The sequence below is a fragment of the Corynebacterium sp. ZY180755 genome (assembly GCF_054331495.1).
In genome coordinates this window covers 1,452,404-1,473,588 of record NZ_CM135811.1, presented here as the reverse complement: position 1 = coordinate 1,473,588, position 21,185 = coordinate 1,452,404, and the positions used below count along the sequence as shown (strand labels likewise).

The window sequence follows — 21,185 nt, the reverse complement described above, 5'->3', positions numbered from 1 at the left end:
ATGAATAAAGACACTCTCGTAGCATACGGTTACTTGGCTGGTTGGAAAATTATTGGTGCTCTACCCGAGCCACTGGTGCGTGCAGTGTTTTTCCGCGGTGCCGAATGGGCATCTGATGGAGGCGCAGGGATGCCGCAATTGCGGAAAAATCTGGCGCGAGTTGTGGGGCCGGAAAACGTTACTAGGGAATTGATTACCGCGTCCATGCGCTCCTACGCTAGATACTGGTTGGAAGCATTCCGGCTGCCTCGAATCGCCGGTGATGAGCGGCTTATGAGGCAACTGGATACGAGCGTGGTGGGTGTAGAGAATCTAGTCAGGGCACTAGACAAAAGTAAGGGTGTGGTCCTTGTTCTCCCTCATACGGGAAATTGGGACATGGCTGGAATGTACTTGGTAAATCGATTCCAGAAATTCACAACTGTGGCCGAGCGCCTTAAGCCGGAAATCCTCTTCGAAGCGTTTGTGGAGTTCCGCAATAGCCTGGGATTTGAAGTGCTAGCCCACCAAGGTGGGCAGACGCCGCCCTTTGAGCGCCTACGAGAGGTTGTAGAATCCGGCGGAATAGTCTGCCTGCTTGGTGAACGTGATTTAAAGGCCACTGGAGTTGAAGTTGAGTTTTTTGGGGAAACAACGAGGATGCCTACGGGCGCTGCTCGTCTAGCGATCGAAGCTGGTGCCGAGCTGCTGGTTGTTCACACCTGGTTTACCGAGAAACAAGCCCGCGGGGCCTTTGGTTGGAAAAAGAAGCTCTACGGATGGGGCTTCAGTGTTTCGGAGCCCGTGAAGGAGACGAGTGTGGCCTCGGCGGTTCAGGAAATCGCGAAGCGCATGGAAACAAATATCAAAGCTCATCCAGAGGACTGGCATATGCTTCAGCCTCTCTGGCTGAAAGATCTTGATCCCTCGCGGTACCAACAGGGAACACAATCGTGAAGCGGGTACAATCAAGGAAACTTAACTACTGGCTGACGGGAATATAAAAGAGATGCGTGTAGGAATCGTCTGTCCCTACTCTTTTGATGAGCCGGGCGGGGTTCAAGCCCACATCATTGATTTGGGATACAAATTGATCTCTTTGGGGCACCAGGTCCAGGTGATAGGCCCGTGCCGTGAGGACACCGAGGTGCCGGATTTTGTGGTTAAGGGTGGCGGGAGCATCCCGCTACCGTACAACGGTTCGGTGGCGAGGCTTTCTTTTAGTCCTCGGACTTTCGCCCACGTGCGGGCGTTCATACGTGACGGTCACTTTGACGTGTTGCACATTCATGAGCCAAATTCCCCGAGTTACTCCATGGCGGCGCTGCGCGTAGCGCAAGGCCCAATCGTGGCCACCTACCACGCGTCGTCAAGCGGATCCAAGCTTTTGAAGGCAGCGTTACCAATGCTGCGCTCCTCGCTGGAAAAGGTTCGTGGCGGCATTGCCGTGAGCGAGATGGCTCGGCGCTGGCAGGTAGAGCAGCTCGGCGGTGATCCAGTGCTGATTCCTAACGGCGTAGATACGAGACTGTTTGCGCAGGCAGCCACCACGCGGGCCTTTAGCGATCGTGGAGACAGGCCGATCGAGTTGGTGTTTCTGGGGCGAATCGAGGAACCGAGAAAAGGCCTCGACATTCTCCTCAAAGCCTTGGACTTTGTGGATCATCGCGTGCATTTGACCGTCATTGGCGGCGGGGAGCCTAAACCCTATCCTGGAGTTACGTACGTAGGTCGAGTATCTGATGAGGAAAAAGCTCGGATCTTGGGTCAGGCAGATATCTACGTCGCACCTAATACTGGAGGCGAAAGTTTTGGCATCGTTCTGGTGGAAGCCATGGCGGCGGGATGCGCTGTGGTGGCCTCAGACCTCGAAGCGTTCGCGGCCGTATGTGACGCTGACTCCGAGCACCCAGCAGGAGTGCTGTTTGAAAATCGCAACAGCGTCGATTTGGCGCGAAAGCTTAATGAGTTGATTAGCTCGCCAGAAAAGCGCGAATTGATCACCATTGCTGGCACACAGCGCGCGGAGATCTATGACTGGGATCGCGTAGTCCAAGAGATCCTCCGGGTTTATGACACAGTTGCTAATGGTGACATAGTTACGGTTGACTGATTCACATGTCATCAGTGCTTCTCATTATCTGCGCGGTACTCATCACAGTGGCCGTGTTGTGGGCTTACCAAACCGCTCAGCGCCTCAACCGGCTGCATATCAGAACTGATTCCTCGTTGCTCGCTCTGCAAGCGGCGTTGGATAAGCGCGCAGCTTTAGTAGCAGCGCTTGATCCCCAGATGCAGCCAGCAGCGCACGCCGCAGAGTCTGTGACCTTAAGATATGCCACCTTTGCTTATCGAGCTGAAAAGGAACGAGCTATTTCCGCTCACATTGCCAACATGGGGGATAAGGCACCAGCCCGCATCGTGGATGCTGAAGCACGGCTCCAGCTGGCTCATCGCTTTTACAATGAGGCGGTGGCTGATACCCGAGCTTTGCGGACGAGGCCGTTGGTTCGCATCCTTCGGTTAGGTGGCACTGCAAAGCTTCCGGAATTCTTCGAGTTCACGGAATTCTAGCGTGACAAAACGCGCCTACGAACCCTAAGGACGGTTCGTAGGCGCGTTTGCTATGGGTGCTTTCTATTTCGCTCGGTCTTTATTCTCATCGCGCGCTACTTTCAGTAGCCACACACCGCTGGTGATAAAGGTGCACACCATCAATGCGTTGCGAAGCGCAAGGGCGTAGACGCCGGTATTGGTCCCGGAAGGTAACACAACGATGGAGTTGTAGTAGAACGGATACACAATAGTTCCCAACGCAGCCATTGCGAGGGTGAGGCCTGCGATGGCCCATAGTAGTCGTGCGCGGGGCAACAGGATCAGTGCAATCGCGATAAGTGGGCCTACCCACACGATGTACTGCGGAGAGAAAACCTTGTTGGACACGATCAGCGCGAAGACCATGAAGATCATCCACACGATCGTCACGCGGGCTGACCACGTGTGGGTGAAAAGCCTCCAGACCGCCCACCCGAAAGCAAACATAACGGTCACTGTCATGAGTAAGGACGTGGCACTAGCTGCCGCTTCAACGCCAGGTCCGAAAACCTCGAAAGCCTTGAAATCGGTATATGTCACCGAGTAGTCACCACTAGGGTTTGTTACAGCTTGGAATGTGAACGGTGTCGCCAGGATAGATTCCACCTGGAGGCCACGATCACCTTGATACGTTAGTGGAGAGGTGATGCGCGAGATGCCGCCGTAGCTGGCTACCACCGCGCACAATGCGACTAAAGTGCCCACAAAGGCCAAGATCGCGTTCCATGTTGGCTTGGAGCGGAAATTACGCACTAGTCCGGCTGCTAGTACACCGGGCCACAGCTTCATGGTGGTGGCAATCGCCAAGAGGCTGGCTGCAACGCGCGGGTGCCCAACCACGCAGTAGGCAGCTAAGCCGACCACAATGCCGGGGAAAATATCTAGGCGCATGACCAGGACGTGAAGGGCGCAGACGCCGAACGCAATCCAGAACCAAGCAGCGGGTAAAGAGCGTGAGTCTTGCCGCCGCATCAGGAACCCCATGAATAGCGCATCGAGGATCAGGCACATTACCACAAAGCCGATGCGGAAAGAATCCTCTGAGCTTTGCATCAAGCCCTGGAGAACCTGAATAGGCCAGATTCCTACGGCTGGGTATTCTTGCAACGCTGTGGGCTCTATCCCGGTGACGCCCCGGTAATAGTAGGAGACATCGCCAAAAGGCCCAGTGTCCTCCGCGATGAGGCGGATCATCAGCGCACGAGATACCACCCACGCAAACCACGTGAGCACGACTCGATTCTGGAAGAGGTTGGCAGGGGTGGCTTTCCGACGCTCTTCAGCACTGCTGGTGCTCGGCGTCACAGCCGCCGTGGCGGCTGGCCGAAGGGGATTCGGGTTGGATGTCACGAATGCACAGCGTACCAATCACATGGTGCTCAGCACCAAAAAGTCCCAACCAAGCACGCTTGGTTGGGACTGGAGAAAATCGACTATTGCCCTTCGATAACAGCTTCCACGTCTACCGGTGGGCCCAGATAAAGCAGGATACAAAACACGATCACCACGATGCTCAACAAGATGACAGCTGTGCGGGCAGTGTGTTTCATGAGCTGTGAAAGCAGCTTGTCACCCAATGTCTGTGGCTGAGTAGGGTCAGCTGCGGTCATTCGCCAGTTGCCTTCTAATTTGCCGTTCTTGTCTGCGAAAATCATGAAAGGAAGCGCCGCGAATGGGATCGCTGAAACGGCCAAACCTGCGATGCCCCAGCCAATGGACCAACGGTTATTAAGCCAGATGACGATGGTGACCACCACAAAACAGAGGAAGCCAAATCCGTGAATGCCGCCGGCAATAGGGGTGATTGCATCCGTGGTGCCGGAATATTTCATGATCATTGAGAAGATCAGAAATGCCCACGTAAACATTTCTAGGGTGGCAACAACTGTGTGTGCTTTCTTAGGGGTCATGTCCTAGGAGCTTAAACGCAAGAGCTCATACGGCAAAACGCTAGATCATATTGAAGCAAAGCGCAGCGGATGTGCGTATTGTATAAACAGCTAGAACCGTATTTAGATGGCTGAATGGAAAGGTAAGCACCAGGGTATGGGCTCTATTCGTGAAATTCTGGACCTAGAGAAGATTGATTCCAACATTTACCGTGGGCCAGCAATCAAGTCCGCCTTCAAGCGTACTTTCGGCGGACAGGTAGCAGCGCAGACACTCGTCGCCGCGACTCGAACCGTTGACTCGAAGCTTAGGGTCCACTCCCTCCACGGTTATTTTGTGGGTGCAGGTGATTCCAGTAAGCCAACGCTTTTTATGGTGGACCGTATCAGGGATGGCAAGTCATTCGTCTCTCGTCAGGTAACTGCGGTTCAGGATGGCCACCCACTCTTTATCATGCAAGCGAGCTTCCATCGCACAGATGATGTAGGCCCAGAGCATTCAGACATTATGAGAAGGGTTCCGCCACCAGAGGACCTAGTCCTTGATGAGTCAACGATGTCACCCAACAGTCGAGCTCTGCTGCAGGAGTGGACTGACTGGGACATTCGTATGGTTCCGCAGGACCAGTTCGAACACAATAAGTACACGGTGAGCCAACAGGTGGTGTGGTTCCGTTCGAAGGCAAAGCTGCCTGAAGATGACACGTTCCACGTGTGCACTTTGGCTTACATGTCAGATATGACTTTGCTTCACTCATCCTTGGTTCCTCACCCAGATCATCCAGTGCAGATGGCGTCCTTGGATCACGCCATGTGGTTCCTCCGTCCATTCCGTGCAGATGAGTGGTTGTTGTATGACCAGATCTCGCCGTCCGCGCACGCTGGTAGGGCGCTGACCCACGGCCGCATATTTAACCGCCAAGGTGAACTCGTTGCGGTCACTACTCAAGAAGGTCTCACCCGAACCCTGCGTGAGGATGCCGTGAGTATTCCAATGGATACTCTCAAGCCTGGGCAGTAGGCAGCAGGCGTCAATAATTCGAGTTTCAACACGTCTGCCGTATAATTGGCCAAGTTGTATCGGTGGCACTTAAGTCAGCGTGTCCGTTACCGAGCACGCAGTGTGACGACGTAACGATGCGCCACCGTGATCACTGAACCATACTTCTGAATTTATGTAATCGAGAAAGGGAGCCGATGTCAGGCCACTCTAAATGGGCAACCACCAAGCACAAGAAGGCTGCGAACGATGCAAAGCGTTCCAAGCTGTGGGCGAAGCTGATCAAGGATATTGAAGTTGCAGCGCGTACCGGTGGTGGAGACCCAGCAGGTAACCCGACTCTTGATGACATGATCAAGAAGGCTAAGAAGGCCTCCGTGCCAGGCGACAACATCGAGCGCGCACGCAAGCGCGGCTCCGGTGAGGAAGCCGGCGGTGCTGACTGGCAGAACATTATGTACGAGGGCTACGGTCCAAACGGCGTTGCCATGCTGATTGAGTGTCTTACTGACAACCGTAACCGTGCGGCCTCTGAGGTCCGCACCGCGATGACCAAGAACAACGGCAACATGGCGGAGTCTGGTGCCGTTTCCTACATGTTTAACCGCAAGGGCGTCGTAACCGTCAAGCAGGGTGAGCTTAGTGAAGACGACGTGCTCATGGCTGTTCTGGATGCTGGGGCTGAAGAGGTTGAGGCCGCAGGAGACATGTTTGAAATCATTTCCGCTCCAAGCGATATCCAAGCTATCAAGGAAGCTCTTGGAGAAGCCGATATTGAGGTAGAACAGGCAGAGTCTGATTTCCGTGCAGACGTTTTAGTTGCTCTCACTGCTGATGACGCGCGTAAGATCTTCAAGTTGATCGACGCTTTGGAAGATTCTGATGATGTGCAGAACGTGTACACCAACATGGATCTTTCTGACGAGGTACTGGCTGAGCTCGAGAACGATTAATTCAGACAAATTGAAGGCCCAGTGGTTTTACGGCTGCTGGGCCTTAGCTCTGAAGGGGTAGTCGAAAAAGTGTGCTAAGTTTGTGAGAAATGTTGCACACGAGCCTAGTGCTTGCACCACTTGAGGAGAGCTTAAATGAACACAGAAGGTCTAAGAGTCATGGGTATTGACCCGGGGCTGACCCGCTGTGGTTTATCTGTGGTCCAAGCCGGAAAGGGTAGGGCGGTCCTCCCCGTAGCTGTAGGAGTGGTACGAACTCCTCCGAGTGATGAACTTTCGCAGCGCCTACTGGAACTGAGTGAGGCCGTCAACGAATGGATGGATGAGTACAAGCCAGATGTAGTGGCAATCGAGCGTATTTTTGAACGTGGCAATGTCTCTACTGTCATGCACACCGCTCACGGAGTAGGCGTCTTGGTTTTGGCCGCCGCCCAGCGGGGCATTGATGTGCACATGTACACACCCAGTGAGGTCAAGAAGGCTATTTCGGGAAATGGTCGTGCTGATAAGAAACAAATGACCGCTATGATCACTCGTATCCTCGGCCTGACTGAAGCTCCTAAACCAGCAGACGCGGCGGACGCCCTGGCCCTAGCGGTGTGCCACTGCTGGCGCGCTCCAATGCTCGCCCGCCACAGGGAGAATGAGAAGCTGGCAGCTGTACAACGCAAGAAACAGCTAGGACTCCTTGGTGCTGCCAAACAGCAGATTCAGCGACAGCCGGACCCAAGTGCGGTACGCCGAAGCGCAATGAACTCCACTAAGTAACCAGACATCGAAGACGCCAGAATCATTCAACAGGAAAGAACAAACAATGATCGCATCGCTTCGCGGAACAGTCATCACAATATCGCTCGACTCCGCAGTCATTGAGTGCGCTGGAGTAGGGTATTTGGTCAAAGCAGCGCCTAATACGCTGGCCCAACTAGCTCGTGGTGAAGAGACTTTCATTCTCACCACCATGGTTGTGAAGGAAGACTCACAGACTCTCTATGGATTCTTAGATGACTCAACCCGAGAGATGTTTGCCCTTTTGCAGACAGTTTCTGGCCTCGGTCCGCGTCTAGCGCTGGCGGCTCAGTCCGTCTACACAACGCAAGAACTAGCTGGAGCCATTTCCAGTTCAGATGCCAAAACATTGCAGAAAATTCCAGGCGTGGGTAAGCGCATGGCCGAACGTATGGTGGTCGATCTGAAGGATAAGGTGGCTGGTTACGTAAGTCCTGGCGGGTCTACCCATGAGGTTGCTTCACCTCAGGTTGACCTTAGCGGTCACATCGCAGAGCAAGTCATCGAAGCCCTGACGGGTCTTGGTTTCACCGAGAAAATGGCAGAACCAGCTGTGTCGCAGGTCCTGTCTGAGAACCCAGATATTCAGACGTCCCAAGCTCTTCGAGCTGCGTTGAGTATCTTGGGAACCAGAAAGTAGTCTGTCGCGTCTAAACTTCATGAAACGCAACAGTATGGTTACCGGTAAGGCCAGAATCTCCGTGGGCGCGATGCCTCAAAGAGCTTCAGGGCTAATTATTTATGGCGTACAGCCGAGAGCAGTGAGGGTGTGCAGATAGCATGGCTAGTGTAGAGAAAACAGAGTTCAGCACTCCTGAACCACCTCAATCATCATTGCGCGACAAAGATGCTGCAATTGATGCAAACAAGCAGCCTACTGATCTTGATACCGAGACCACTCTGCGACCCCGCAGTCTTGACGAGTTCATTGGTCAGCCCAAAGTTCGTGACCAGCTTGATCTTGTACTCACCGGCGCCAAAAAACGTGGCGTGACTCCAGACCATGTATTGTTGTCTGGCCCCCCAGGCCTAGGCAAGACCACCATGGCCATGATCATTGCTTATGAGCTAGGCACGTCTCTACGCATGACGTCAGGACCAGCATTGGAACGTGCAGGTGACCTCGCAGCGATGTTGTCCAACTTGATGGAGGGAGACGTTCTCTTCATTGATGAAATTCACCGTATGGCTCGCCCGGCGGAGGAAATGCTTTACATGGCCATGGAGGATTTCCGTATCGATGTCATCGTCGGTAAAGGTCCTGGCGCCACTTCGATTCCTCTTGAACTCGCGCCGTTTACTTTGGTGGGGGCTACCACTCGGTCAGGCATGCTTACGGGCCCACTGCGTGACCGCTTCGGATTCACCGCGCAGATGGAGTTCTATGACACTGCAGACCTCACCAAGGTGGTATCCCGCGCCGCAAAAATTCTAGGAGTATCCATTGATCATGATGCGGCCGTGGAAATTGCGTCTCGAAGCCGAGGTACACCGCGTATTGCCAACCGTCTCCTTCGCCGCGTCCGAGACTTCGCTGAAGTCCACTCAGACGGTCATATTGATTTAGGCGCGGCTCAGGCTGCGCTGATTGTATTCGATGTCGACGAGATGGGCTTGGACCGTCTCGACCGTGCAGTGCTCGAGGCCTTGGTCAAGTCTCATGGTGGTGGGCCAGTTGGTGTGAGTACCTTGGCTATTGCCGTAGGCGAAGAAGCATCAACAGTGGAAGAGGTGTGCGAACCGTACTTAGTACGTGCCGGCATGATCACACGTACAGGCCGTGGTCGTGTAGCCACTGCAGCCGCCTGGCGTCACGTCGGTTTGGAGCCTCCGGAAGGAACTATGGGAACGCTTCTCTAACCCGTGGTTTAGCCAGCAAGAGGTTCTATGGCAGACTGTGGAGCATGGGTAACGCAATTCTTCTAATTCTGCTATTGGTGATTCTGGTAGTGCCTTCTCTCATGCTGCAACGCAAGCAGAAGCGGCACATGGATGAAATTCGCACGATGCAGGAAAGCTTGGTCTTGGGCGATCGTGTTGTGACCACCGCCGGCATCTACGGTGTTGTCCGCGGTATTACTGCTGATACCGTAGATTTGGAAATCTCTCGCGGAGTCAACGTTACTTTCGAGAAGATGGCAATTATCAAGAAGGTTAATGTCACGGAAGAGTCTCATGTAGCAGCACCAGACGCTGACGACCATCCAGAAAACGTCTAATCATCTATATATCTACGTCAAGCTAGGCCGGGCAGCTGCCCCGCCTAGCTTTTTAATGTGACAAGCCAGCGGTACCGCGTCAGAGTTAGGCTTCATAGCGGCGCGGAATTCCCAGATAGTGCTCGATAAGTTTATGGCAACACACAGTAAACTAGTTGCTCTAATCCAGCCGTTATGTCGTAGGATTAGCCGATGTGTGTGTGTTTCGTGCCGGTGGCATGAAACCAACTCAGATCATCGACCGATTACAGTAGTGGTCGGCGTGCCCTGAGTCATTGCAAGCATTTCCCCTAGTTCTTTCTTGGCTGGGGGAAGTGAATATCTATACAGGAGAACTCCAATGCCTTCGAAAACGCGTGGCAAGGGTTCGCAGTGGCAGTCAAAGCCAAAGAAGGCTGTTGGTCTTTTCGCCTTGATCTTGATCATCGTGTACGGACTCATCTTCTTGACCGGTGACAAATCTGCGACCCCGAAGCTTGGCATTGATCTTCAAGGCGGTACCCGCGTTACCTTGGTTCCTCAAGGTGAACAACCAACTGAAGATCAGCTCACTCAAGCTCGAAACATTCTTGAAAACCGTGTCAACGGCCTAGGTGTTTCTGGCGCCGAGGTCGTAGTTGATGGTGACACCCTGGTGATTACCGTGCCTGGTGAGGATACACAGCAGGCACGTGCATTGGGTGCTACCTCGCAGCTGCTGTTCCGTCCCGTAGCTCAGCCACAGACGCCGGATGCTGCGGTACTTCTACCTGCTGTCAAGGAAATGGCTAACCGTTGGGTAGAAGTAGGTGCTCTTACTCCGGAGGCTGCTAACCAGTCACTTAACGGAGTAACCACTGCATTGAATCAGCAAGCACAGCAGGCTGATCCCGAAGCAGAGGAAAAGAAGGCACCTACCGTTACAGCGAAGGCGCCATCCGAGCCTGCGAACTCACTTGAGCAAGAAGAGCGCCGCAATGCGGTGATTGACGTCCTCAAGGAAGATCGACAGTCTACAGATCCAATTAAGCAGTTCGCAGCTTCCAGCCTGTTGCAATGTACTTCCGGCCAACCGGATCCACTGCAGGGCACGGATGATCCGCGTCTGCCACTGGTTACCTGTGACACCACTAGCGGTGCCCCTTATGTACTGGACCCATCACCACTACTCATCGGAGAAACTGATGAGGAAAATGGTAAGCGACTGACTGGCGACGAAATTGACACCAACCGTCCGATTCAGGGCGGCATGAACCCACAAACCTCTCAGATGGAGATCTCTTTCTCATTCAAATCTGAGGGCGGCGAGCAGGGCAGTGCCACTTGGGCGAAGCTAACGCAGGATTACCTCCAGCAGCAGGTTGCAATTACCCTTGACTCGCAGATCATTTCAGCTCCAGTAATCCAGGGAGCAACTCCAGTTGGCTCTGCTACGGCTATCACCGGTTCGTTCACCCAAGAGGAGGCGAATGAGCTGGCTAACAACCTGCGCTATGGTGCGCTGCCTCTGAGCTTCGCAGGCGAGAACGGCGAGTCCGGCGGTACTACAACCACCGTTCCAGCGTCCTTGGGCGTTGCTTCCCTTGAAGCTGGTTTAATTGCTGGATTGGTTGGTCTGGTTGCCATCGCTATTTACTCCCTGTTCTTCTACCGTTACTTTGGTTTCATCTCACTTGCATCTCTGATCCTTTCTTTCGTCCTGGTGTACGGTTCCCTCGTTCTCCTCGGACGTTGGATTGGTTATTCGTTGGATCTCGCGGGTATCGCCGGTTTGGTAATCGGTATCGGTGCGACTGCCGACTCCTTCGTGGTCCTTTATGAGCGAATTAAGGATGAAGTTCGTGAAGGCCGAACTTTCCGTTCTGCGGTGCCTCGCGGTTGGGATCGTGCTAAGGCGACCATTGTTACCGGTAACGCTGTGACCCTGATTGCCTCAGTGATTATTTACTTCCTCGCCGTGGGTGAGGTTAAGGGCTTCGCCTTCACGCTTGGTTTGACCACCGTATTCGACCTTTTGGTAACCTTCTTGCTCACTGCACCATTGGTTATCCTTGCTTCCCGCAAGCCGTGGACCGCCAAGCCATCCGCCAACGGCATGGGTAAGGTCTTTGACATTGCTCAGCGAGAGCGATCTGCAGTTGCCAAAGTTTCCGCAGAGGATCCATCACCCATTGAAGGAGGTAAGTAACGATGAGCACGTCTACTCCCGCTACTACCGCTAAGAGTTCCTTAGGCACGAAGCTGCTTACTGGAGAAGGTGGCTTGGACTTCGTTGGGAAGCGCAAGATCTGGTACAGCATCACTGCCGCTCTTATTGTGGCTTCGTTGCTGGGCATTGTCCTGCGCGGTTTCAGCCTTGGCATCGATTTCGTCGGTGGAACCAAGATGAACATGCCGGCTGCGGACCTTCAAACAGAGCAAGTGGAGCAAACCTTCATCGAGGCCACTGGCGTAGAGCCTGAACTGGTTCAGATTGTCGGCTCTGGTGATACCCGTATCCTGGAAATCAATTCTGAGCGCCTGACTGATCAGCAGATCAGTGATGCGCGCGCGTCCCTTTACGAGGAGTACGAGCCCAAGGATGCAGCAGGAAACGCTACTCCTGACGCAATTGGTGATTCCACGGTGTCTGAGTCATGGGGTTCTACTATTACCGAGCGTATGCTCATCTCCTTGGTAGTCTTCCTAGTTGCTGTATTCGTCTACATTGCTCTTCGCCTTCAGCGCACGATGGCTGTTGCCGCCATGGCCGCGCTTTTGGTCGACCTCATTCTGATTGCGGGCTTCTACGCGATCTTCGGTTTCGAGGTAACGCCTGCAACTGTGATCGGTATGCTCACTGTTTTGGCGTTCTCTCTATATGACTCCGTGATTGTGTTCGATAAGGTCCGGGAGAATACGGATGGATACCTTTCCAATAGGACGGTGAAGTTCGAAGAACACGCCAATGATGCCATCAATCAAACTGTCATGCGTTCCATCTCTACATCGGTAATCTCAGCGCTACCTATCATTGCGCTGATAGTAATTGCCGTATGGCTGATGGGTGTGGGTACGCTGAAAGACTTGGCACTCATTCAGTTGGTCGGTGTGATCGAGGGCATTCTTTCGTCAGTATTCTTGGCTACTCCGTTCTTGGTAGACCTCAAAAACCGCACCAAGGAAACTAAGAAGCACAATGATCAGGTGGACGCCTACCGCGGTGGAGCAGCCGATGGGGCAAGTCCTGCGGGCACCACGGAGAACGAAGCTACTGCCGTTGATAACGGTGTAGCTAAGGAAACCGTGGTCGCATCAGGTGACAAGCGAACCGTTGAATCGCCAAGAGTTTCTGCCCATGGCCAAAATTCCACGGGTGCAACATGGCGACCTGGACGAAACTAACCCTCTAGGTCTTGGACCCATAGTTCACTTAGACTTCTCCCCGCCGTTTCCTTGAAACCGCGGGGAGATCGCTATTATCGGCAAGGTTGTTAACTGATGTGCTACCATTTGGTTCTTGCTTATATACTTTGACGTAATTACTAGCTTGATCACACGATCAATTGCCAGCAAGTAACACTGATCAAATTGGAATGAGAAGCTTCGACGTGAATAATTTAGGTTCCACTGCTAAAAGGAACTCCGTGGCGCGACGAGGTCGCAGTTCTTGGGGCAAAATTGTTTCTGCGGTGGTGTCATCAGCGTTGTTAGTTAGCGCGTGTTCCTCGCAGCAAGGCGAAACCGTCGAGCGATCAGAGGGGTACTTCGGTTACGCTGTTGACGATGTACTCGTCACCACGAATGCTGGCTCTGCAGTTGGCGCCTCGACGAACGCACAGGTTCTGTCCGGTCGCTTGTATCCATCGTCCCACGTAACTGGGCCTAAAGGCCAGTTAATTCCCAACTCCGATTTCGTCTCCACTCAAGTGCTGCCAGGTGCTAACACTCGCGTTATTTATAAGATTTCGCCCGAGGCCAAATACTCCGATGGCGCATTGATCACGTGTGATTCTTTCCTCTTGGCTTTCACTGCTGGCGTGATGCCGACCGTTTTTAATTCCTATCTGCCGTTGATGGATCAAGTAGAACGTGTTGAGTGCCGGCCAAATTCTGCTCAAGCTACCGTCGTTTTCAAGGAAGGCTTCGGCCAGCGATGGCGCCACCTCTTTAGCCCCGGCACCTTGTTGCCGGCTCATCCGATTGCGAAAAAGGTTGGTATGTCCATGGAGCAGCTAAATAACGCTTTGCAGAACCGCGACGAAGCTGCGCTGGAACCGGTGGCTAACGTATGGCGGGATGGTTTCAACCTGGACAAGTTCGATCCAGATCTCCAAGTTTCTTCCGGTCCTTACAAGGTCACTGGGGTTGGTGACAAGGGCCAAGTAATGATGGAACGCAATGAGAACTATTGGGGTGCTCCGGCTACCGTAGAGCGGATTGCTGTGTGGCCGCGTGGAACAGATTTGAAAGAGTTAAAAGATAGCGGCGAACTCCACATAGTGGAGGTCGGATCCATGAACGATGTGGATTGGTTCGATCGCAACGATCCCAACAACGTTTTTGACATCATTAATGAGCAGGGAGTACTTACTGAACACTTAAAGCTTGCCACCGCGGGTGTGTTCTACGATTCTGCAAACCGTAGGGCATTTGCGGCTTGTGTAGATCAAGCCAAAGTCGCGGAGGCCTCAGCGGAAGCGTCGGGGACTGAGGTTCGCCCAATCGCCACTCGAATCCTGCGTCACGGCGATCCGATAGCCCAGAGGGTCGCAGATGTCGCACGTAGGCAATTGCCACCGCGTCCGAGCGATGCAGCCTTGATGGCAGGACAGACTGTGCGTATCGGCTACTCCGGCCCTGATGCGCGAAAGGGCAAGATGGTTGAAGCTATCAAGGCCAGCTGTGAACCAGTGGGCATTACCATCGTGGATGCATCTGAGACTGCCTCCAGCATTGGCGATCTTTCCAGCACTAGTGTCACAGAATGGGGTTATGAAACCTACAAGGAAGGATCCATCGATGCCTTCCTTGGTGCAGTTGATCCCCTCTATGACTTCGGAACCGTGGCACCGCAATCTACTAATGGTGAGGAAATCCGCGCATCGGAACGTCAATCGTGGGTGGATTTGTTTACAGTTCCGTTAGCAACGCAACCGCGCATCTTCGTTGTGGACAGGAACGTTGGAAACGTCATTCCGAACTCCGATTTCACAGGTATTGGATGGAACCTTGACCGTTGGGAGTACGCAAGTTCTGGCGAGTCTGAATCCTAGAGGTTTCCCTAACGGGGGAGTACCGGACGCTTTTTAGCGCGATTTACCCTTAAACCGGTACTCTATTGCATGGAACTTAGCCCGTTGACAATAAAGCTTTGTAAAGCTTATTGACCAACTGTTTGAAAGACTTTCACTACACATGAGTACACACCCAGCTTCAGAGACATCCAGCACGCGTTATTTTGAGGATGCCCGAGCTGCACTGGCAGCTAAGACTCGTCTGGTACCAGATTTCCCTGAGAAGGGCATTCTTTTTGAGGACCTCACTCCCGTGTTGGCAGATGGCGATGCTTTCGCTCGTGTCGTGGATGCTTTAGCTGATGCTGCGCAGCGTATGGGTGCTGACATGATCGGTGGATTGGACGCTCGCGGATTCCTCCTTGGCTCTGCAGTTGCATACAAACTGGGGACCGGCATTCTCGCGATTCGCAAAAAAGGTAAGCTTCCACCTCCTGTTCATACGCAGGAGTACACCTTGGAGTACGGAACCGCTGCTTTAGAGCTCCCAGCTGACTGCTTAGAGCTTGAGGGTAAAAAGGTCGTTCTGGTCGACGACGTGTTGGCTACTGGAGGCACGCTTTTAGCCGCCCGCAAGCTTATTGAGAATTGTGGCGGGCAGGTTTCCGGCTATGCCGTAGTACTTGAAGTTGAGGGCCTAAAAGGCCGGGATAAACTCTCGGATGCTGAGGTGTTTGTGGTTAACGCGCCATCCGTCATCGAGACTAATTAGGCAAGAGATCTTCTTGAGGCTCCCCACAGCTTGCATGCTTGGTGGGGAGCCTTGCTCTGTGTGATGGAGACAATAGGTGATGCTCGCTAAAGCGTATGCGAGACGGACTAAAATCTAGTTATTCGGAATGTGATCAGCGTTTGCTTTTCCGTACGTCACGGGCTGTTTTAGTCATCTAAGTGATCTAAGTCGCTTTTTTGGTTGATACGTCCGTATTATAGAAGCGGCAGAAGCTGATGCTTACATCATCGCATTCATTACGTAGCGAACTGGGTGCTGTGAAGTGGTGGATACACGATACGTGTATGTACTTCGATACAGCACGTTTACTTTTTGAGGAGCCGACTATGCCGCAGGATAAGACTAAACAAAACAATCCAATGCGGAGCATGTCGGCACGCCTTGCCCGCAGTCTGACAAGCAACCGCGTGAAGATCAACCCGGTGCTGGAGCCACTGCTTAGCATTCATCGAGAGTTCCATCCAAAAGCTGATCCAGTAGTCTTGGAGCGCGCTTACGCTACTGCTGAACGGTTGCACGAAGGTGTGTATCGCAAATCTGGGGACCCATACATTACGCACCCATTGGCGGTTGCTACCATTGCCGCTGAGATTGGTATGGACACCACCACGTTGATCGCGGCGCTGCTGCATGACACGGTGGAGGATACTGACTACTCTTTAGACGATCTCACGCGTGATTTTGGTGAGGAAGTTGCGCGCCTTGTTGACGGCGTGACCAAGTTGGACAAGGTTGCACTCGGCGCAGCTGCAGAGGCGGAAACAATCCGGAAGATGATTGTGGCCATGAGCCAGGATCCGCGCGTTCTGGTCATTAAAGTCGCTGACCGATTGCACAACATGCGCACCATGCGATTCCTCCCGCCGGAGAAGCAAGCTAAGAAGGCTAAGCAGACTCTCGAAGTTATTGCGCCACTAGCTCACCGTCTTGGTATGGCAAGTGTGAAGTGGGAGCTGGAAGATCTCTCCTTCGCCATTTTGTACCCGAAGAAGTATCAGGAAATTGTTCGCTTGGTAGCAGACCGAGCGCCTTCGCGTGATCGCTACCTACGCGAGATCACGACTCAGCTCCAGAATGCACTCAAGGAGGTCCACATTGATGCTCAGGTCATGGGACGCCCAAAGCACTACTGGTCCATCTACCAGAAGATGATTGTTAGAGGTAAGGATTTTGCTGAGATCTTTGACCTCATTGGAATCAGAGTTTTGGTAGATACTCCAACCAATTGTTACGCAGCGATTGGTGTTGTGCATTCGATCTTTTCGGCAATGCCAGGGCGCTTCAAGGACTATATATCCAGCCCTAAGTTCGGTGTATACCAGTCTTTGCACACTACGGTGATGACGGACGGTGGAAAGCCTCTTGAAGTTCAAGTGCGAACTCATGAGATGCACTACAACGCTGAATTCGGCATCGCGGCACACTGGCGCTACAAGGAGACTAAGGGCAACAACTCCGGTGAGCAAGCCGAGATTGATCAGATGGCTTGGATGCGGCAGCTCCTAGACTGGCAAAAGGAAGCAGCGGATCCGAACGAATTCTTGGATTCCTTGCGCTACGATTTAACGTCCAAGCAGATCTTCGTGTTCACCCCGAAGGGGGATGTGGTGAACCTACCGGTTAACTCGACGCCGGTGGACTTTGCGTACTCGGTTCATACTGAAGTAGGTAACCGCTGTATTGGCGCGAAAGTGAACGGGAAGCTGGTTGCTCTAGAGACAAAGCTGAAGTCGGGCGATCGTATTGAGATCTTCACCTCCAAGGACCCTAACGCCGGCCCTTCGCGCGACTGGCAGGATTTTGTGGTCTCGCCGCGAGCTAAGGCGAAGATTCGCCAGTGGTTTGCTAAGGAGCGCCGTGAGGAGTACCTCGACGCCGGTCGTGATGCGCTAGCTGCTGAGGTGCAGCGTGGCGGCCTTCCAATGCATAGGTTGTTTACTGCTTCGTCGATGAAGTCCGTAGCTACTGAGCTTCACTATCCGGACATTGATGCGCTGTACACTGCAATTGGTTCAGGCAGTGTTTCTGCTTCCCACGTGGCCAATAGACTGATGGCTGCTTTCGGCGATGCAGATGAGGCTGAAGACGATCTGGTATCGCGCACGCCGTTTAGTGAGCTGGTAAGCGCCAAGCCAATTTCTAACTCTGGTGACGCTAATGGGGTCCTGGTTGAAGGTAGCCCTGATGTGATGGCGAAGCTAGCTAAGTGCTGCATGCCGGTGCCAGGCGATGAGATCTTTGGTTTTGTAACTCGAGGCGGCGGTGTTTCCGTTCACCGCACGGACTGCACCAACGCGGAGAAACTTAAGCAGGAGCCGGAGCGTCTCATCTCCGTCGCTTGGGCGAGTGAGGCCGGGGGTTCTGTCTTCGCCGCTACCTTGCAACTCGAAGCCCTTGATCGTGATGGCCTCCTCATGGAGTTGACCCGCGTTATCAATGAGCAGCGTGTACAAGTCACAGCTATGAACTCCCACGCCAGTGAGGATCACGTTGCCACAGTCCGCTTCACTTTCTCAGTATCTGACACGAAGCAGCTTGGCTCTCTCATGACTCAATTGCGAAATACCGAAGGCGTCTTTGATGTCTACCGTGTCACGTCCGGTGGCTAAAGCTTAACGACGAGGCGCCATGACCTCACCGAGTTGAGGTCATGGCGCCTGTTAGCGTCCACGCCGATTAGGCCGCCGGGTTACGTGGTACCCACTAGCACACCTTGTGTTGGTACCCGGCATACGGCGGTTCCGTACATTAATGCTGGGAATAGACTGCGCTAGTAAACTCATTACGTTATTTCTGACACGAGTTTTTGTTTTCCCAGAACGTATCATTAACGGTGTTTGTCAATACCGACGCGACAGCATTACGCCAGAACAATTTACTGGAATCGCCCATTCATAAGCTCTAGGTCAGTCTGCAGTAAGTATCTGAGATGGGATACGTTTCCATTGAGTACGTGACGTTGTTTGAATGTGGGCTTGTATCGTGGGGATATTCGTCAAAAACGGGCGAGGTAGGCTACCGCCATGTGGTTGACGGTTTGTTTTCTATCGGCTGCCTTTTTACCTCAAACAGGACGGCTGGCAGTCGCTGCGGCCCGGGTTACTTACTTGGGGCTTCGAACGGCGCGGTGATCTCTGATAGTGCAGATCATTCAACGCTGCGTGTCTAGCGCTGGTACATCATTGGTAAACTTCGCCCTACTGCGCGTGCTTTTACACATGGCCAAGCAGTACAACGTCTTTCCGGCCCCTGCTCACCGAAACACGCTGTGGGGACACGCATTTGGCCACCTAAGCCGTCTTATTCGACCTTTATGCCAGTCCTGAAGTCGGGAGAACAAAAAAGAATGACCACGCACAGCGTGGCCATTTATTGAAGTTTTAGCGTTTTTACATTGGGAGATCGCCAGCGTGCAGATCCACACCAATACTAGTGTTGACGAGTTTTAGTCACCTGTAAGAAAGGTGCACGTGCAGTTGGTTTCGCCAGGATGCTAAAAACCTAGGGAAGGTAGTCTTATTTGAACAGATCTTGGATCTTACCCACTAGAGCAACTACGGTGCCCAAAATGGTAACGATAGATGAGACGAGTGCAACCCACTCGGTGATCTCTTTAAGGACCGAGGCAGCATCCTTACCCTCTGATTCAGAGGATGAACCGCTGGCATTGTCAGCCTGGGGCGTCTTGGTTGCCGGAGTCTCGGTGGCGGTTGCCGGAGCTTCGGTGGTGGTTGCTGGAGCCTGGGCCGCGGTAGTTTCTGCAGCGGATGTGGTAACAGACTCGTTTTCAGTCTGGGCCAAAGCTGGAGTTGTGAGAGAACCTGCGGTTAGCGCGGTGGCGGTAACAACTGCGATGAGACCCTTGCGTGGGAAAAGCTTCATTGTCTTATCCTTCAAAACGATGAGTGAAATACTTTGCTAATACTAGTTAAATTTCACCATTTACACAATCAACTAGTTCACGACTAATTTTCACATAACCTGCTGGAATGCGGTGAATGCGCACACGATCGTTAATTGAAAAATTTGCCTCAAAAACAGTTTGTTTGTGTAAGAAATTCTTAAGATAGTGGGCTGGTTTTTGATGCGGATGCTGGAAATAATGCTTACTCATTCAGGAGTGGTGGAACTCAGTGGGTAATCGAGGTGTCCAATGGAAGATAAAAATAAGCTCTGGTGACAACTTGTGTCACCAGAGCTTGTGAGTCGACTGTTGGAGTTAGTTAACTACAGCCTTTTCAATCTTTACTTCCTCCGCAGGAGCGCCGTCCGATGCGCTTCCCTCGATACCTGCAGCCGCGATCTCATCAAGGACTTCCAAGCCCTTGTCGTTGATCTTGCCAAAGTAGGTGTAAGCCGGTGGCAGTGGGGTGTCCTGGTAGTTCAAGAAGAACTGGGAGCCGTTTGTGTCCGCACCGGCGTTGGCCATCGCAATGGTGCCACGTGGGTACACAACTGGCTGTTGCGCGTCAGGGTTCTCATCAGTTGGGTATTCATTGGCAAATTGAAAGCCGGGGCCGCCAGCGCCGGTGCCGGAAGGATCACCGCACTGCAGAACGAAAATTCCTTGGTTGGTCAGGCGGTGGCAGACGGTGTCGTCGTAGTAGCCCTCAGCAACAAAGTGCTCAATTGCGTTGGTGGTACAAGGAGCAACCGCGCGGTCTAGTTCAAGCGGAATATCACCCCTGTTGGTTTCTAGGGTTACGCTCACAGTACCTTCGGTGGAGATATCGGAAGTCTTAGGCTTTGACACTTCCTTAGCTGCCTCGCCAGCATCTTCATAAGTGCACTCAACCGTCTTGGCCAATGGGGTAGCACGCTGCAGGGACAACGGCTCTTGGGTGACTTCCTCGACATTAGTGGTCTCAGAAGCAACAACATCTTCCTGATCTTCGCCCTGGTTGGTGGCGTACACGATGCCACCAACCATGACAGCGATAGCCGCAGCCGCAGCTGCTGCGACGGTCATTGGCTTCCTTTTCTCTGCGCGTTCGCGGGATTTGATTTCCTTCTCTAGGGAGTTCATAGCGTCTTTGCGACGCTGTTCGTTCGTGCTCACCTTAAATATCCACCTAACTGGCAATCTTTCGCTGCGCAAGAATTCACACAAAAGGGATGAACGCTCGCCATGTTTACTAATCCGCCACATTCTAGCGTGAAATCTACCTCAGCAATGAATTAGCAGTGGCCTAGCCAAGATAGCGGCATTCTCCACGTGAAGCAGAGAAAAATTGTGGCGAAAGCTGTCCATAGGCACCTATGGTGGTGAGTATGGCTAAAACGAATTTTAAAGGTAACCCTGCAACCACTTCCGGTGATCTGCCAGCCGTAGGAGAAAAACTCCCAGATTTCACCTTCGTTGGTACCGACCTGTCAGACGTCAAGCTCTCCGATTTCGATGGCAAGCGCGTTGTTTTGAACATCTTCCCATCTATCGATACCGGTGTATGTCAGAACTCCGTTCGCCAGTTCAACGAAGAAGCTTCTGCGCTGGAAAACACTGCCGTAGTATGCGTATCCAAGGACCTTCCTTTCGCACTCGACCGTTTCTGCGGTGCTGAGGGCATTGAGAACGTAACCACCGCCTCTGCTTTCCGCTCCGATGTAGACTTCGGGCTCAAGCTGCAGGATGATTGCCCACTAGAAGGTTTGCTTGCACGTGCTGTCATTGTTGCCGATGAGAACCACGTGGTCACCTACACCCAGCTTGTTGATGAGATTGGTACAGAGCCTGACTACAAGGCAGCTATAGAAGCCGCGCAGTAGTAGCTCA

The 21,185-nt window shown here is 52.9% G+C and carries 20 protein-coding genes; 15 read left to right on the top strand and 5 right to left on the bottom strand.

From position 1 onward, the window contains the following. From ACXM2N_RS06775 to ACXM2N_RS06765, 3 genes are read left to right on the top strand one after another with little or no spacing between them, the layout of a single operon-like run. On the top strand, positions 1-936 hold the full coding sequence (locus ACXM2N_RS06775) for a phosphatidylinositol mannoside acyltransferase (RefSeq protein WP_458487158.1): 936 nt from the start codon (positions 1-3) through the stop codon (positions 934-936). A gap of 52 nt (positions 937-988) precedes the next feature. Then, on the top strand, positions 989-2,092 hold the full coding sequence (locus tag ACXM2N_RS06770) for a glycosyltransferase family 4 protein (protein WP_458487156.1): 1,104 nt from the start codon (positions 989-991) through the stop codon (positions 2,090-2,092). A gap of 5 nt (positions 2,093-2,097) precedes the next feature. Beyond that, positions 2,098-2,553, top strand: a complete 456-nt coding sequence (locus ACXM2N_RS06765) for a hypothetical protein (RefSeq protein WP_458487154.1) — start codon at positions 2,098-2,100, stop codon at positions 2,551-2,553. 63 nt (positions 2,554-2,616) lie between these two features. On the opposite strand, the gene ACXM2N_RS06760 is transcribed toward ACXM2N_RS06765, so the two are convergent. Together ACXM2N_RS06760 and ACXM2N_RS06755 are read right to left on the bottom strand one after the other, a co-directional pair. Then, positions 2,617-3,924, bottom strand: a complete 1,308-nt coding sequence (locus tag ACXM2N_RS06760) for a hypothetical protein (RefSeq protein ID WP_458487152.1) — start codon at positions 3,922-3,924, stop codon at positions 2,617-2,619. An 83-nt stretch (positions 3,925-4,007) separates the two neighbouring features. Next, positions 4,008-4,484: a DUF3817 domain-containing protein gene (locus ACXM2N_RS06755; RefSeq protein WP_458487150.1), complete on the bottom strand. Its 477-nt coding sequence runs from the start codon at positions 4,482-4,484 to the stop codon at positions 4,008-4,010. Between the two features lie 136 nt (positions 4,485-4,620). Here ACXM2N_RS06755 and ACXM2N_RS06750 point away from each other — a divergent pair, with 136 nt between their 5' ends. The 11 genes from ACXM2N_RS06750 to ACXM2N_RS06700 all read left to right on the top strand — a co-directional run bounded on the left by ACXM2N_RS06750 (position 4,621) and on the right by ACXM2N_RS06700 (position 18,021). After that, positions 4,621-5,484: an acyl-CoA thioesterase gene (locus ACXM2N_RS06750; protein ID WP_458491058.1), complete on the top strand. Its 864-nt coding sequence runs from the start codon at positions 4,621-4,623 to the stop codon at positions 5,482-5,484. Positions 5,485-5,660: 176 nt separating this feature from the next. Then, the gene (locus ACXM2N_RS06745) at positions 5,661-6,416 is read left to right on the top strand and encodes a YebC/PmpR family DNA-binding transcriptional regulator (protein WP_458487148.1); all 756 of its coding nucleotides are present in this window, start codon (positions 5,661-5,663) and stop codon (positions 6,414-6,416) included. Positions 6,417-6,551: 135 nt separating this feature from the next. Then, the gene (ruvC, locus tag ACXM2N_RS06740; RefSeq protein ID WP_458487146.1) at positions 6,552-7,184 is read left to right on the top strand and encodes a crossover junction endodeoxyribonuclease RuvC; all 633 of its coding nucleotides are present in this window, start codon (positions 6,552-6,554) and stop codon (positions 7,182-7,184) included. A 46-nt stretch (positions 7,185-7,230) separates the two neighbouring features. Continuing rightward, positions 7,231-7,845, top strand: coding sequence for a Holliday junction branch migration protein RuvA (gene ruvA, locus ACXM2N_RS06735; protein ID WP_458487144.1), 615 nt, complete (start codon positions 7,231-7,233; stop codon positions 7,843-7,845). Positions 7,846-7,985: 140 nt separating this feature from the next. Further along, positions 7,986-9,065, top strand: coding sequence for a Holliday junction branch migration DNA helicase RuvB (gene ruvB / locus ACXM2N_RS06730; RefSeq protein WP_458487142.1), 1,080 nt, complete (start codon positions 7,986-7,988; stop codon positions 9,063-9,065). A 44-nt stretch (positions 9,066-9,109) separates the two neighbouring features. Beyond that, the gene (yajC, locus tag ACXM2N_RS06725) at positions 9,110-9,424 is read left to right on the top strand and encodes a preprotein translocase subunit YajC (RefSeq protein ID WP_458487140.1); all 315 of its coding nucleotides are present in this window, start codon (positions 9,110-9,112) and stop codon (positions 9,422-9,424) included. Between the two features lie 340 nt (positions 9,425-9,764). Then, complete coding sequence (gene secD / locus ACXM2N_RS06720) at positions 9,765-11,591, top strand: protein translocase subunit SecD (protein ID WP_458487138.1); 1,827 nt, start codon at positions 9,765-9,767, stop codon at positions 11,589-11,591. Between the two features lie 2 nt (positions 11,592-11,593). Further along, complete coding sequence (secF, locus tag ACXM2N_RS06715) at positions 11,594-12,787, top strand: protein translocase subunit SecF (RefSeq protein WP_458487136.1); 1,194 nt, start codon at positions 11,594-11,596, stop codon at positions 12,785-12,787. A 242-nt stretch (positions 12,788-13,029) separates the two neighbouring features. Beyond that, on the top strand, positions 13,030-14,658 hold the full coding sequence (locus tag ACXM2N_RS06710) for an ABC transporter substrate-binding protein (protein WP_458487134.1): 1,629 nt from the start codon (positions 13,030-13,032) through the stop codon (positions 14,656-14,658). Between the two features lie 142 nt (positions 14,659-14,800). Then, positions 14,801-15,391 carry an adenine phosphoribosyltransferase gene (locus tag ACXM2N_RS06705; RefSeq protein ID WP_458487132.1) on the top strand — a complete coding sequence of 197 codons (591 nt, stop codon included), beginning with the start codon at positions 14,801-14,803 and terminating at the stop codon, positions 15,389-15,391. Between the two features lie 347 nt (positions 15,392-15,738). Next, positions 15,739-18,021, top strand: a complete 2,283-nt coding sequence (locus tag ACXM2N_RS06700) for a RelA/SpoT family protein (RefSeq protein ID WP_458487130.1) — start codon at positions 15,739-15,741, stop codon at positions 18,019-18,021. Positions 18,022-18,928: 907 nt separating this feature from the next. Here ACXM2N_RS06700 and ACXM2N_RS06695 read toward each other — a convergent pair. The 3 genes from ACXM2N_RS06695 to ACXM2N_RS06685 all read right to left on the bottom strand — a co-directional run bounded on the left by ACXM2N_RS06695 (position 18,929) and on the right by ACXM2N_RS06685 (position 20,471). After that, positions 18,929-19,294, bottom strand: coding sequence for a hypothetical protein (locus ACXM2N_RS06695; protein ID WP_458487128.1), 366 nt, complete (start codon positions 19,292-19,294; stop codon positions 18,929-18,931). Between the two features lie 46 nt (positions 19,295-19,340). Further along, positions 19,341-19,526: a hypothetical protein gene (locus tag ACXM2N_RS06690; protein ID WP_458487126.1), complete on the bottom strand. Its 186-nt coding sequence runs from the start codon at positions 19,524-19,526 to the stop codon at positions 19,341-19,343. A gap of 105 nt (positions 19,527-19,631) precedes the next feature. Beyond that, entirely contained in the window at positions 19,632-20,471 is an 840-nt protein-coding gene (locus ACXM2N_RS06685; RefSeq protein WP_458487124.1) for a peptidylprolyl isomerase, read from the bottom strand. Positions 20,472-20,683: 212 nt separating this feature from the next. Here ACXM2N_RS06685 and tpx point away from each other — a divergent pair, with 212 nt between their 5' ends. After that, positions 20,684-21,178 carry a thiol peroxidase gene (gene tpx, locus ACXM2N_RS06680; RefSeq protein ID WP_458487122.1) on the top strand — a complete coding sequence of 165 codons (495 nt, stop codon included), beginning with the start codon at positions 20,684-20,686 and terminating at the stop codon, positions 21,176-21,178. Positions 21,179-21,185: the final 7 nt, after the last annotated feature.